Genomic DNA, 13,694 nt, shown 5'->3' on the forward strand with positions numbered 1-13,694 from the left:
TACTCATCCGCGTCCACCGAAAACTCGGATGCCGTCGCGGGCAGCCGGGACGTTCGCCGGGGTCAGACTCGGGATTCGGGATTGAGTCCGAGAAGCTCTTCGATGCGTCGAACTCTTTGCGGAATATTCCTTGAGCTATCTAATTGCCGTTTTCCCCGTTTGATCAAATCCGACGCGCTGTCGGGATGACCGAGACCAAATCTCATGGATAGCTCTTTCAGCGTTGCTGACGTCCAGCGTCGACAAAGCATGGCGGCGATGTCTCTTCCTGCCGCACCGCTACGAAATCCAAAGTACTCATCCGCGTCCACTGAAAACTCGGATGCCGTCGCGAGAATGATTTCATCAATGCTGACAGGTTCGATGCGTCGTCGTCGTCGACGGTTGCGTCCTTCGTCTTCGCCCGAAGCCATCGCCAACGCTCGCTTCAAAAACGCCTCACTACCGTAAACCCATTCACGTAGTCGCTCTACCGCAACCGATTCCGGTTTCGCCAATCCGGCTTGTACGTACCGACGGTACGCCGAAACAGGATCTTGGCCGCCGTTGAGACCACACCAATAGCGATGATGATCTTCATAGGCAACCCAGTCCAGTCGTTTGCTCTTTGAAGTGTATCCAGGATAACTGCTGTACGCGTAGGCATGTGGTTTATCAACGATCGGACGATCACCCACACAAGGATTCAAATGGATATAGCGGCTGAGATTCCAATAGTACCCCTCATCTTCGACGAGAAACGACTTGTACCGTCCCTGAAAAAGGTGGCCTGTCCGTCGATTGCGTTTGGCGTACCAGTTGGCGTACCCCGAAAGCCAATGCTGCATGCCACGTGAGAGGTTCGGGAGAGGCGTCTGCATGAGCAAATGAATGTGATTTGGCATCCAGCAGTAGGCGATCACAATCCACTGGCTGCGGTCGACCTCATTGACGAGTCCTTTAGTGAACCGTTGATAGTGACCATCGTCATGAAAAAGCCGCCGTCGTCCATCACCGCGGGCAACCACGTGGTAAATGGCACCAGGAAACTGAACACGAGGCAATCGAGGCATGAGCAAACTCCCAAAAAACAAAGTCTACCCCAGCCAAATCGCACCTTCAATCCCGAATCCCGAGTCTGACCCCACGCACCCACCACACTGACCCCACGCACCCACCCACAACTGATGGCCAGGAGTCGGTAGTCGGTAGGTCATGCTGTGCATGACGAAATACGGTGTGCTCACCTTCACGCCCGGTGGCTTGTATTCGGAAAGAACTCTCGGTGAGGTCCAGGGCGTCCGAGTTGCGATGAACGCAATGCGTCCATCGTGGAGCAAGTCGCCGACGTACATCACACTGGCTCGTGCGCGGTTGTGTTTTCAGGAACACTAATTGGCACTAATCGAACACTAATCAGCAGAAGTGCAAGCAAACGAAGCGGGGACGATTCGTGATGGGTAACGGTTAAGCTTCGCCATCGCGGACGTTCGTCTCCGATTAGTGACGATTAGTGGTTTCCCTTCTCGTGACGCCGCATCGCAGATTGCGGGCGGCGTTCGCCGGGGTCAGCGGTCAGGGGCGGCGTTCGCTGCCCCTGACCCCGACGAACGCGGCTTCCCGCTGCTTGAGATACACCCTTATGGCGAGCAAGGGCATGAAATTTAGGGCAGCAAGATTCTGATGTTGATTCTGATTCTCCATCTTTTTGCCCACACATTTTTTTGCCCTCGCTGTCTGCTCTCTGCCTCAGCGCGGTTCCGTTAATTTTTCTGCGACCGCCTTCGGGGTCGGTCGGGGCGAGGTTTCGCTTACCGTCGGTGCGCTGTCGCGACCGACGGCTACTTTCTATGACCGACTTCGCGGTCAGAGGAAATCAATGGGCATGGACCTGACTTTCCATCCCGGCTTGCAGGCTTGTTGCTTTCGTCCGTGTTGGTGATTGAATGACTGTAGGATGGGTACTCTTGACCGTCTGTGAATTGAACGTCGGCCAAGAGTGGCCAACTGTGTATTGAATGTCGGCCAAGAGTGGCCAACCTACGACTGAATCAACACGCCGCTTGCAGGCTGTCGATTTAGAGCCGGTAGGTCATGCTGTGCATGACATCATCCGTTCATCACAACGCAGTGTCGCAGGATGTGACAACACGTTCACCATCACGTATCCTCAACTTTCGGGGCGCAACACCGGGAAGAGGATCACGTCGCGGATCGATTTTTGACCAGTCAAGATCATCACCAGTCGGTCGATCCCGATCCCAAGTCCACCGGCGGGCGGCATCGCGTGACGCAACGCGCGAATGAAATCGTGATCCATCTTGGCCATCGAGTCTTCGTCTTCTTGTCCTGACAGTTGCGTCGTAAACAATTCTTCCTGCAAGTCTGGGTCGTTCAATTCCGTGTACGCATTGGCAAGTTCCATTCCGCAGATGAACAACTCAAAACGTTCAGCGATCTCCGGGTTATCACGCTTGCGTTTCGTCAACGGACAGATGCTGGCGGGATAATCGATCACAAAGATCGGTCCACGCAGTGAGTCCTCGACCTTTTCCTCAAAGATCTCACTGCGGATCACATCGGGATGCTTGCCCGCCGATTCAAAACCCAACTTCGCCGAAAGCTCCAACACCGCCGCGTCGTCCGCTGGGTCGACTCCGGTGGCTTGCTGGAACAGTTCGGCGTAGGTGGCTCGTTGGAACGGTGGAGTGAAATCAATTTGCTGACCGGCAAACTCGCGTTGAAAACCACCACCGATCTTTTCGATCGCGTTGCAGATCAACCGTTCGGTCAAATCCATCATCGATCCGTAGTCGCCATACGCTTGATAGGCTTCCAACATCGTGAACTCGGGATTGTGTCGCGGACTGAGTCCTTCGTTTCGATACACGCGTCCCAATTCGTAAACCCGTTCCATGCCGCCGACCATCAGTCGTTTGAGGTGCAGTTCCAGCGCGATGCGCATGGTCAGCTTCATGTCCAACGCGTTATGGTGGGTTTCAAAGGGACGAGCGGCAGCTCCGCCGGCGACGGTGTGCAACGTCGGCCCTTCGACTTCGCAAAACCCATCCTCGTCCAGCGTCTGACGAATCGACTTGATGATCTTTGTCCGGGCCAGGAACGTGTCCATCGGTCCGTCGTTGAAGGCCAAGTCCGCGTAGCGCATGCGTTGACGCAGTTCGACGTTGGTCAGTCCAGCGTGCTTCTCCGGTGGCGGCTCGAGCATCTTGGTCAAGAAGAACAGTTTTTCGGCAAAGACGGTGATCTCGCCGGTGTTGGTGCGTCCCAGTCTTCCTTCGGCACCGATCAGGTCGCCCAAGTCGAACAGTTTGGCGAGATCAAAATCTTCGTCGCCGACTTGGTTTTTTCCTACAAAGATTTGGATCGAGCCTGACCAGTCTTTGAGGTTCAGGAAAATCAGTTTTCCGGTGGGGCGAGCCAGCATGATTCGGCCGGCGACCCGGACCGTGGGACCTTGTTCTCCCCCGGGGCCGTTGTCGGATTTCCACTGCCGATAGTCCAGTGACTCGTCGTCGAAATCGGGCAATTCCAGCTCAGTGCCGTCTTCTTTCACGAACCTGACTTCGTCGATCCGCGCTTTGGCGTCGGCGATCAGCAGACGATCGTCGAAGCGTGAGCCCCAGGGATCGATGCCTTTTTCGATGATTTTGGCCAGTTTTTCGCGTCGTGCGGAGCGAGGGTCGATGGGCTGGTCGGAATCGTCTGCGGGCTGGTTCATGAACTCGGACGGCAATTTCGTAAGGGAATAATTGTTGGACAGGCCCGTGATTGTTGGCGGCTGATGTGATTCGTGCAATGCCGCCGGACGCCTTGACGTTTGGGCGGGGATTTGAGTAATTAAGTGTCCCACCTGAGCAATCTGCTCAAGTCACTTCCTGCCAATCCCAACTATCCCAGCTATCCCAACGGACTCGCATATGTTTCGCGCTTTCGCCATCCTGTTGTTTGTCTTCGCCGTCCCCACGTTCGCATCGGCCGCCGAGATCGTGAAGTTTCAGTTGAAGGACTGGAAGGCACAACACATTCATGACACCAAAAAAGCCGACAAGATCACCGATACGCTGAAAAAGATCGGATGTGAAGTCGAGCGTGCCGAGCACAACGGACACGTGGACGTGAAATATCGCTGCCCCAAAGAACGTCAGATGACGTTGAAGACCCACGAGGAAGCGTCGCAGTGGGAAAAGTGGCTCAAAGGCTACGGATTCACCGTCTCTCACAGCCACTGAGCTGAGTGATTGAGACAGTCGTTTGACCCGTAGCCGACGGCGCAGGCGGAAGCGGCGTTTGACCCTGCGGTGTCATCCGCTTGGTAGCGTCTCCTGCGCCTTCGGCTGCGGGTCAAACAGTTTGACGCCTGACGCAGCAGCTCACTTCAACAACTGTGGCAGCGGCTCCGCTCCCACCGGCAGTTCGCCGATGCGGCGTTGACCGGCTCCCGGGAAACGCTTGCCCTCATCATCTCGGTCACCCAGGTCCTGACGTCCTCGGTCAGCCAGTTGCATCAAACGCGTGAGCACTTGCGGATGTTGCTGCGCGACATCGTGTTTGCATCCGATGTCTTGAACCACATCAAACAACAACGGGCCGGAAGATTCGCCGGCCTTGTAATGTGGATGACGTTGCGGATTGCTCAGCGGCACAAACAATTTCCAGCGATCGCTTCTTACCGCCTGCAATTGATCTTGGCTGTAGTAATAGAATGCGTCGTACGGACTGTCAGCATTGTCATCCACCAGCAACGATCGAATGTCGTGTCCATCGATCGTTCGATCCGTTGGTGGAGACCCACCGGCCAGCAAAGCAAAGGTGGGTAACAGATCCATCGTGGTCGCTAGTTGGTCGCAAACGGTCCCCGCGGGAATCCATCCTGGTTTCCATGCGATCGTTGGCACGCGAAAGGCCCCTTCGCTGGTCGTGTATCCACGACCGTGCAGTGGCAAATTCGAGCCGCGACTCAAATCAGACTTGTCCGGTTGAATCGGCGCGCCGTTGTCGCTCGTCCAAATCACCAGCGTGTTTTCCGCGATCCCAAGGTCACGCAATTGATCCAGCATCACGCCCATTGACCAATCGAGTTCTTCGATTGCGTCGCCCCACGGGCCGTTGTTGCTTTTGCCTTTGAAGCGTTCACTCGAAAACGGCGTCTTGGTGCTCCCCGGCATGGCTTGGGGAAAATACAAAAAGAACGGTTCGTCTTTGTGCTCGGCAATCCATTTCATCGCCCGCTCGGTGTAGCGCTTCGTCAATCCGTCGCGATCACAAGGTGCTTCCACGACATCATCATTTTCCATCAACGGCAGTGCAGGCCAAGTCGAACCGTCGACGTCCCAAACCCGAGCCGTCATGTCATCGCTGTACGGAACGCCGAAGAAATAATCGAATCCTTGGCGTGTCGGCAAGAACATGGGCTGATCGCCCAGATGCCACTTTCCGATCATTGCCGTGGCGTAACCACACTGTTTCAACACCTCCGCGATTGTGATCTCATCAGGATTCAATCCGTATCGCGAGACCGGTCTCAACACCCATCCGTCACGCGGATTGTCGTGCATTCCGACTCGTTGCGAATAACACCCGGTCATCAGACTGGCGCGCGACGGTGTACAGACGCCGGCCGTCACGCAAAAATGAGTGAACTTGCGTCCTTCCGCCGCCATGCGATTCAGGTTCGGCGTTCGGTGCAACGTCGACCCGAACGGCTGAATGTCGCCATAACCGAGGTTGTCGCAAAAAATGACGATGAAATTGGGCGGACGCGAACCTGCCTCCCCCTCCGCCGCGACGGCACTCTCCTGAGCGACGGTAACCTCGGCACCAAAATGAAGGCCTAGTGCATCGTCCAGTCTTGGAACGTGGGTTTGATAAATGAGCCGTTTTGGCGTTAGCCACGGTTTTCGCGACTCAACCGTGGCTAACGCCAAAACGGCTAACCCCAAAATCAAGACTGGACGATGCACTAGTGATGCAATCGCGGCCAACAAGGCGATACCCGCGTAGCCAACGCATCGGGGACTCGTTTTCATGATGGTTCTCGCAAGGGAGGATGAGAGGCAGGGTGCCGGGCGGGAATTGATCGTCCGGTTGACGCGCCCGCTGGGTTTGCCAAGCTTTCGGCTTTCATGGGTCATTGGAGGTGCATCGAAATGGGTTTGGGAATCGCAATCAGAGCGTTTTCTGCTGGACTTTTCAACAAACAGGCCGCTGAGCGGCTCAGGATCGCGTTGGACGGCGGACAACCGGCTGACGAGCCATCGAAGCCGAAAATCGAGCCGCCGGCCTCTGTGAAGCCTCCTGCAACGCCACCTCAGCCCAAGAGGCCCGCCCGCAGCGAAGCCGTGACGTTGCTCTCGGCTTTGCAACGAGAATCTCGTTTGATCGATTTGATCCAAGAAAACTTGGGCGACTACTCCGACGCGCAAGTCGGCGCGGCGGCTCGACCCTGTCTGCTGCAATGCAAATCTACCCTCGACCGCTTGATCGGGTTGGCACCCGTCAGCGACGCGGGCGAAGGCAACTCGGTGGACGTCGGCGAGAACCCTTCGGCTGCGAGGTACCAGTGGGTCGGCGAAGGTTCCGGCGGCTCGGGCAAATTGATCCACAAAGGATGGGTGGCCACGAAGACCGAGTTGCCCGAATGGACGGGCGATGATGCCGACGCGAACGTGATCGCACCGGCTCAACTGCAACGTTCGTGATGCCCGTCCACTGAATTACTCGGAGTAAGAAAACATGGCTGCACGTTTCAGCGTCGGTATCGACTTGGGCACAACCAATTCCGTGGTCGCGTATTGTGAACTGGGTGTCGATGAAATCCGCACGCAACCATCCGCAGACGACCCAGCCGCCGGCATTCAGCTACTGAGGATCCCCCAAGTCATCCAGCCGGGGCAAATCGAGTCCCGTGATTCGTTGCCTTCATTCTTGTACTTGCCGCGTGCGGGCGAAGTCGACGCGTTGCGAATGCCCGGCGGCGCAGATCCCACGTCTGGAGTCGCCGGCGTCTTCGCGCGATCCCAAGCTGCCGAGAATCCGCAGCGTGTCGTCGTTGCCGCCAAGAGTTGGCTGTGTCACGGCAGCATCGGACGTACCGATGCGGTCTTGCCTTGGCAATCCGAGCCGGAGGTCCCGAAGGTTTCCGCATACGATTGCACCCAACGGTTCTTGTCACACCTGGTCGCGGCTTGGGACACACAGCATCCCGATGCTCCGCTGCGAGATCAGCAAGTCGTCTTGACGGTCCCCGCCTCGTTTGCACCCGCCGCACGAGAGCTGACGCGTCAAGCCGCCGTGTCGGCGGGGCTGCCAGAATCGTTCGTGTTGCTGGAGGAACCCCAGGCAGCGGTCTATCACTGGTTGGCCGCACAAGGAAACCAGTGGCGCCAAACGCTGAAGCCCGATGACGTGATGTTGGTCGTCGATGTCGGTGGCGGGACGACGGACTTGACGTTGGTCTCGGTGTCTCAAACCGACGGCGAACTCAACCTCCAGCGGCTCGCCGTTGGCAATCACCTATTGCTCGGCGGCGACAACATGGACCTTGCCCTTGCGCACTTCGCCAGCACGCGTTTTGCAGAACAAGGACACGACTTGGATCCCTGGCAAGGCGTTTCGCTGTGGCATGCATGCCGCGACGCCAAAGAATCTTTGCTGTCCAGCGACGGTGCCGACGAGCAAACGATTTCGGTGCTCGGGCGTGGCAGTTCGCTGATCGGCGGTACCGTTTCGACGAAGTTGACTCAGGCGGAAACGCGTCAGTTGGTTGTCGAAGGATTCTTTCCGCACTGTGATGCTTCGACGCGTCCAGAAAACAATAGCACCTCCGGATTTCAAGACATCGGACTGCCGTATGAATCGGACCCGGCGATCACGAAACACGTCGCAGCGTTCTTGTCCAATCAATCCGTCGGTGATTCTGAGCATCCCGTTCGGCCGACGCACTTGTTGTTCAACGGGGGTGTATTCCAAAGCGAAACGCTGCGCAACCGCATGGCCGAAACGATCCAAAGCTGGTGCGAGGCACCGCCGACGGTCCTCGGCGGCCCCGAAGACTTGGACACCGCGGTCGCCGTCGGGGCTGCGTTCTACGGATGGAGCAAATCAAACGGCGGAATTCGCATCCGTGGCGGAACGGCTCGGTCGTACTACGTCGGCATCGAGACGGCCGGGCTAGCCATCCCCGGCGCACCACGTCCCTTGCGTGCCGTATGCGTTGCCCCACGCGGAATGGAAGAAGGAACCGAAGCCGAAGTCCCAGGCAATCAAGTCGGCGTGGTCGTTGGCAAGCCCGCGAAGTTCCGTTTCTTTGCTTCGTCGGTCCGCGCAGACGACGTCGGCACTCAATTGTCTCGCTGGACCGCTGATGAATTGGTCGAGATCGAGCCGATCACGATCGAATTGTCCACGGAGTCAGCCGACGGAGAGTCGTTCGTGCCGGTTCAGTTCCACAGTCGCATCACCGAGTTGGGCATGTTCGAGCTTTGGTGCCACAGCACACGCAACGACGAAAAGTGGAAAATGGAGTTCAACGCCCGCGAGTCCTGACGTCGCGGGCGGAGTATCAAACCACGTAGCCGAGCCTCTCGGGACGTGTGATCTATATGTTAGCTCCGGTAGCTGCGAAGCAGCGACAGCATACAGCCTGGGGCGCGAGCCCCAGGTGAATACCCGACGCCGCCAACAAGCCGCGGAGCGGCGACAGATTGCATCCGGACCACCGCGTGCTGTGGGCTACACCAAACGTTCTATGCTGTCGCTGCTCCGCAGCTATCGCAGCTAACCCGGGGTGCGCTGGTTTCGCCGCGACCCCGGGCTATGTTGTTAAACCACTTCGTGGTCGGTTTGGAGAATAAGCGTGCTGTCTCGTTGCCAAAATCACGCGGAGCGATGATTGCTACGTGGATTTCGCGACACTTATTTTCCGCGTCACACTTCGCGTGACTTGCGGCTCATCAACGCGTTGGCTTGCTCGTCGTCGATGAACTGTTCGGACTTTGGATCCCACTTCAGCTCACGACCAAGCATCAGAGCGATGTTGCACAAGTGGCAGGACGTCATCGTGCGATGGTGCGACCAAACGTCGGAGATCGGTTTGCTGCGATCCTCGATGCAATCAAAGAAATTCTTCATGTGGTTGCCGGGCTTCTTACCTTTGCACAATTCGACGATTCGCTCCTCAATCTCCTTGCGGAAATCCTCGGCACTCTCGCCTTTCATTTCATCAATCAGCTTGCCTTCCAGCTTGCCGCGATTGACAAAGATCCGTCCCTCTTCTCCTTCGAACAAAATCCCATTGGGGAAATCAATATTCGTGCCTTCGCGTTTGTAGTGATGATTGACGTTCATCACCGACCCGTTGTCGAATGTCAAGTCGATACTGAACTCGGTCGCTGTGTTGAATCCGTTGGGTAGTTTGGCTTCGCCATTCAAAAAAGCGTTCCAGTTGAAATCGCTCGGCACGATCTTGGGAAACTTGCCTGTCCCTGCGACCTTGACCGGTCCGGTCTCGCCGGGTGAAAGAGCCCACTGGGCGATGTCGATGTGGTGAGCTCCCCAATCGGTCATCTTGCCGCCGGAGTACTCAAAGTACCAGCGGAATTCTCGACGACGCTCTTTGCAATAGTCTGCTTCGGGTGCAGGACCGACCCAAAGATTCCAATCCAGGTCCTGCGGAGCTTCGGTGTACTCAAAGGGTCCGCTTCCCGGGGCACCGCCGATCGCGACGTATGCATTCACGTTCTTTCCCAGTCGACCGCTTTGCACGATTGCGATGGCGGTCAAGAACTTGTCCGCAGTGCTTCGTTGCTGAGTCCCGACTTGGAATACACGTCCGGTTTCCTCGACGACCTTTCGAATCTGTTTGCCTTCGTCGATCGTCAGTGTCAGCGGTTTTTCACAGTAGACGTCCGCGCCTGCTTTCAAGCATGCGATCGCGATCGGAACGTGCCAGTGATCAGGCGTCCCGATCGTTACCACGTCGGGTTTCTCCTTTTCCAGCATCTCACGATAATCGCGATACGTGTTCAGCTTGCCGCCAAAATCCTTGTTGAACGCAGCCGTGTGAACGTCATCGACATCACAGACGGCAACCATGTTCGCATGGCGAGCAGCATCTCTGGCGATCTGGCCACCTCGGTTGTAGCGGCCACGAGGACCACCAACGCCGATCGCTGCGAGACGAAGTTTTTTTGAGTCGTCCGCGCCGACAGTGGTTTGGGAAATGGCGGCGACCGAACCGGCGACAGCGGTGGTCTTGAGGAAGTTACGACGTGACGGTTTCATGGATGACTCCAAACAAAACAAGGAAACGGTGGGGAAGTCGACAGGGGGGATTCGCCCGGCGTCCCGATCCACAGAACTCGGATGGAGTTCATCACGGCCGGCTGAGCGAAGACACTAGTGCTGCGATTTTTAATTGACTTGGTTGGCAACGATACAAATACCAGCACGAAGCGCAAGCGAGTGAACAAAACGCCGTGAATCACTCGCTTGCGCTTCGTGCTGGTATCAATGCTCAACTCGCGATCTTGGCACTAGTCTAACCGACTGGGAAACGGCGATTGTGCGTCGGCGTCCCGTTTTCTCCCTTCGCTTGTGCATTTCCGAGCGACCACCTGATGATCGTGATAGCGAGTACGATAGGAGCCGTTTCGCTCCGTCCCCAATCACTCCTTCAGCAAGCCCCCGCCATGCCGCTTGATCCCCGACTGCAGAAGCTATTTTTTCTAGGTGATCTGGTGGTGTACCAATACCCAGGATCAGCAAAAAAATGGGTTCGTCTGGGTGATGCATTCGGGCAGACAATGCTCGTGCTCCACAATGAGTCGTCCGCAACACGAAACCCAGCGAGCAAACAAGTCAATCCTCGGAAAGGAAACCGGCCATGAATCGGTTTGTTTCAGTCACCTGTATTGTGATCGTGATGTCCGCCGCCGGTAGTGTCCATTGTCCGTCGGCAAATGCGCAGTCGCTGACTCAGACTCTCAAGTCCGAATCGCTCGACACGCTGACTCGGGAGGCGCGAGAAAAAGGAAACGCGATTCGTGGTGCGATCCTATTCACTCAGCAAAACCTTGCATGTACGAAATGCCACGGACCGGGGGTTGACGGAAAACGCTTTGCACCCGATCTGACGGTCATGCCAGACGACGTGACGGACGCCCATCTGGTTGAATCTTTATTGTTACCCTCCAAAACAATCCGAAAGGGCTATGAGTCGATCACGGTGTTGACCAATGCGGGCAAAGTGGTCACGGGCAGATTGATGGAGCAAGACGCAGACAGCGTGACCTTGCAAGTGCCATCGTTCGAGTTGCCGCGGATCACGATCAACCGAGACGACATCGATACGATTTCACCCAATATCATCTCGCCGATGCCCGACAACTTGATGGATCAGGTCAAGGATCGTTCGCAGTTCCTGGACCTGGTTCGATATCTGATGGAGCTGAATGAAACGAAACGAAAAGACGTGGCTGTTGCGAAATCCGCATCCCATCAGTCGATTCGCCCAGAGCTTTTCGGCGAAGTCCTAATCAAAGAGTTCAACTGCGCCGCGTGTCATTCAGATGATGCCGCTCAGAGTCAGTTGACGGCCAAGTCGGCTCCTTTGCTTTCGTGGTCCGCAGGCAGGATTTCACCCGAGCATTTAGCGCGGTTCATCGCGGACCCCTTGCATGTCAAACCCGGCACAACGATGCCAGATGTGATGCGGTCTCTCAATGACGACGAACGTCAAGCCGCAGCGACCGAAATCACCCACTATTTGGTCTCTCTCAGTGATCGCTCATTCGCAACGACACCCGTCGATGCAGCGGCTGCCCAACGCGGTGGCGAACTGTTCCACACCGTCGGTTGCGTGGCCTGCCATTCTCCTCGCGATGAATCACACGTCGAAACGCTAGCCGAAAGCTCGGTTCCCCTGGGGCCGATCGCGGACAAGTACAGCACCTCCGGACTGGTTGAGTTCTTGAAGGACCCGCTGCAGTCCAGGCCCTCCGGCAGAATGCCACAGATGAAGCTGACCCATTGGGAAGCAACTGACATCGCCAACTACTTGATGAGCGACCACGACGAACAGGGCGCCCGATCGGAAAGCTCATTTGACCTGAACCAAAGCCTCGCGAAAGCCGGCAAAACCCGGTTCGATAAACTCCGTTGCGCTGCGTGTCACTCAAGTCCAGGTCACTCAAGTCCAAGTTCTGGTGCGAAGCCTACTTCGTTGCCGTTGGCGGAAGTCAACCGGAATAATGGATGCCTGTCGGGCCAATCCGGTCCGTGGCCGATGTTCGATCTTTCTCCAGATCAAACCGCCGCCATTCAATCCGCTTTGGACAACCCACAACGCAAGTTGAGCACGCCCGATCAAGTTGCCGTGACGCTCACCGCGTTTCGATGCGTGAACTGTCATCAGCGAGGCGAATTGGGCGGCGTGTCCGATGAACGCAATCCGCATTTCCAAACGGCCGATCCGAACCTTGGACCGCAAGGACGCATTCCTCCGACATTGACCGGCATTGGCGCGAAACTCAATCCACAGTGGATGCGTCAGGTCTTGGCCAGTGGTCGTGCGATTCGACCGTACGTGCTGACGCGAATGCCACAGTTCGGAATCAACAATGTGGCTCATCTCGTCGATGACTTCGCCGAAACCGACCAACTGCCGGAAGTGCAGTACGCCGATTTTCAAGACGAAACAGAAATCAAGAAAGTCGGCACCGAGCTGGTCGGCACCAGCGGACTCAACTGCATCGTATGCCACACGTTTCAACTGCAGAAGTCAGCCAACATGCCAGCCGTCGATCTCACGGAGATGGCAGAACGTCTGCAAAAGAAATGGTTCTACCACTATATGCGTGATCCCCAACGACTGAGCCCCAACACGATCATGCCTTCCTTTTGGCCCGGCGGGCGCTCTCTACGGGCTGACATTCTCGACGGTGATACCAATCTGCAGATCGAAGCCGTCTGGCAGTACTTGCTCGATGGTCGACAAGCACGAACGCCACGGGGCCTGATCAATGAACCTCTGGAACTGCTGGCAACCGACGAAGCCGTGATGTTGCGACGCAGCTATCCAGGCATCGGCAAACGCGGAATCGGTGTCGGATACCCGCTCGGAGTGAACATCGCGTTCGATGCCGAACAAATGCGGCTAGCGATGATTTGGAAAGGAAAATTTGCTGACCCAGGTGGCGTGTGGCGCAGCCAAGGTCATGGCAACGTCCGCCCACTGGGTGACAGCTTGATGAACTTTGCAAAAGGCCCTGACCTGGACGATGCGGAACGCCCCTGGCAAGTGGACGAGCAACGCCCACCCGATCACCATTTCGGCGGCTACTCACTCGACGAAAAGATGCGTCCCGAGTTCCGTTACCGTTTCGCAGAAGTTGACGTTCACGATCGATTCGTTGACACCGTTGATGAGGCATCGGGTCAGCCCTACCTACGACGTGTGGTGTCGCTAACGGCAAAGTCTGCTCGTGGTGGACTTGCTTTCCGAGCGGCTTCTGGCAAGTCGATCGTTCAAGTAGACGAGCGAAAGTTCCGAGTGGACGATCGGCTGACGGTTCAGATCGATCAGGACCATGATGGAAAGATCGCCGAAACAACGGACGGCCAACAACTCACCATCCCGCTTGCAATCGAACAGTCGCCCACGGAATTGACATTGGAATACCGATGGTAAACACGAC

The 13,694-nt window shown here is 56.5% G+C and carries 8 protein-coding genes; 4 read left to right on the plus strand and 4 right to left on the minus strand.

Translation table 11 applies throughout. The features are described from left to right. Positions 1-62: 62 nt before the first annotated feature. Together Pla52nx_RS11665 and lysS are read right to left on the minus strand one after the other, a co-directional pair. Positions 63-1,052, minus strand: coding sequence for a transposase (locus Pla52nx_RS11665; protein WP_146520187.1), 990 nt, complete (start codon positions 1,050-1,052; stop codon positions 63-65). A gap of 1,097 nt (positions 1,053-2,149) precedes the next feature. Then, positions 2,150-3,718 (minus strand): lysine--tRNA ligase, encoded by a 1,569-nt coding sequence (gene lysS, locus Pla52nx_RS11670; RefSeq protein ID WP_146520186.1) that lies wholly within the window; start codon positions 3,716-3,718, stop codon positions 2,150-2,152. Between the two features lie 199 nt (positions 3,719-3,917). Between lysS and Pla52nx_RS11675 the strand changes: the two genes are divergently transcribed. Beyond that, positions 3,918-4,229, plus strand: coding sequence for a hypothetical protein (locus tag Pla52nx_RS11675; protein WP_146520185.1), 312 nt, complete (start codon positions 3,918-3,920; stop codon positions 4,227-4,229). Between the two features lie 141 nt (positions 4,230-4,370). Here Pla52nx_RS11675 and Pla52nx_RS11680 read toward each other — a convergent pair whose 3' ends face one another. Further along, on the minus strand, positions 4,371-6,026 hold the full coding sequence (locus Pla52nx_RS11680; protein ID WP_146520184.1) for a sulfatase family protein: 1,656 nt from the start codon (positions 6,024-6,026) through the stop codon (positions 4,371-4,373). 120 nt (positions 6,027-6,146) lie between these two features. Here Pla52nx_RS11680 and Pla52nx_RS11685 point away from each other — a divergent pair, with 120 nt between their 5' ends. After that, positions 6,147-6,698: a DUF2760 domain-containing protein gene (locus tag Pla52nx_RS11685; protein WP_146520183.1), complete on the plus strand. Its 552-nt coding sequence runs from the start codon at positions 6,147-6,149 to the stop codon at positions 6,696-6,698. A 34-nt stretch (positions 6,699-6,732) separates the two neighbouring features. Beyond that, entirely contained in the window at positions 6,733-8,544 is a 1,812-nt protein-coding gene (locus tag Pla52nx_RS11690) for an Hsp70 family protein (protein WP_146520182.1), read from the plus strand. 381 nt (positions 8,545-8,925) lie between these two features. Here the strand turns inward: Pla52nx_RS11690 and Pla52nx_RS11695 are convergent, their stop codons facing one another. After that, on the minus strand, positions 8,926-10,281 hold the full coding sequence (locus Pla52nx_RS11695; RefSeq protein ID WP_146520181.1) for a Gfo/Idh/MocA family oxidoreductase: 1,356 nt from the start codon (positions 10,279-10,281) through the stop codon (positions 8,926-8,928). A 601-nt stretch (positions 10,282-10,882) separates the two neighbouring features. Between Pla52nx_RS11695 and Pla52nx_RS11700 the strand changes: the two genes are divergently transcribed. Then, entirely contained in the window at positions 10,883-13,687 is a 2,805-nt protein-coding gene (locus Pla52nx_RS11700; RefSeq protein WP_146520180.1) for a c-type cytochrome, read from the plus strand. The last annotated feature ends 7 nt before the right edge of the window (positions 13,688-13,694 follow it).

The organism is Stieleria varia (assembly GCF_038443385.1).
Lineage (GTDB): Bacteria > Planctomycetota > Planctomycetia > Pirellulales > Pirellulaceae > Stieleria > Stieleria varia.

Bases quoted from the DNA above. Each gene is read 5' to 3' on its own strand.
- Pla52nx_RS11665 (WP_146520187.1), bottom strand. From the start codon at position 1,052: ATGCCTCGATTGCCTCGTGTTCAGTTTCCTGGTGCCATTTACCACGTG.
- lysS (WP_146520186.1), bottom strand. From the start codon at position 3,718: ATGAACCAGCCCGCAGACGATTCCGACCAGCCCATCGACCCTCGCTCC.
- Pla52nx_RS11675 (WP_146520185.1), top strand. From the start codon at position 3,918: ATGTTTCGCGCTTTCGCCATCCTGTTGTTTGTCTTCGCCGTCCCCACG.
- Pla52nx_RS11680 (WP_146520184.1), bottom strand. From the start codon at position 6,026: ATGAAAACGAGTCCCCGATGCGTTGGCTACGCGGGTATCGCCTTGTTG.
- Pla52nx_RS11685 (WP_146520183.1), top strand. From the start codon at position 6,147: ATGGGTTTGGGAATCGCAATCAGAGCGTTTTCTGCTGGACTTTTCAAC.
- Pla52nx_RS11690 (WP_146520182.1), top strand. From the start codon at position 6,733: ATGGCTGCACGTTTCAGCGTCGGTATCGACTTGGGCACAACCAATTCC.
- Pla52nx_RS11695 (WP_146520181.1), bottom strand. From the start codon at position 10,281: ATGAAACCGTCACGTCGTAACTTCCTCAAGACCACCGCTGTCGCCGGT.
- Pla52nx_RS11700 (WP_146520180.1), top strand. From the start codon at position 10,883: ATGAATCGGTTTGTTTCAGTCACCTGTATTGTGATCGTGATGTCCGCC.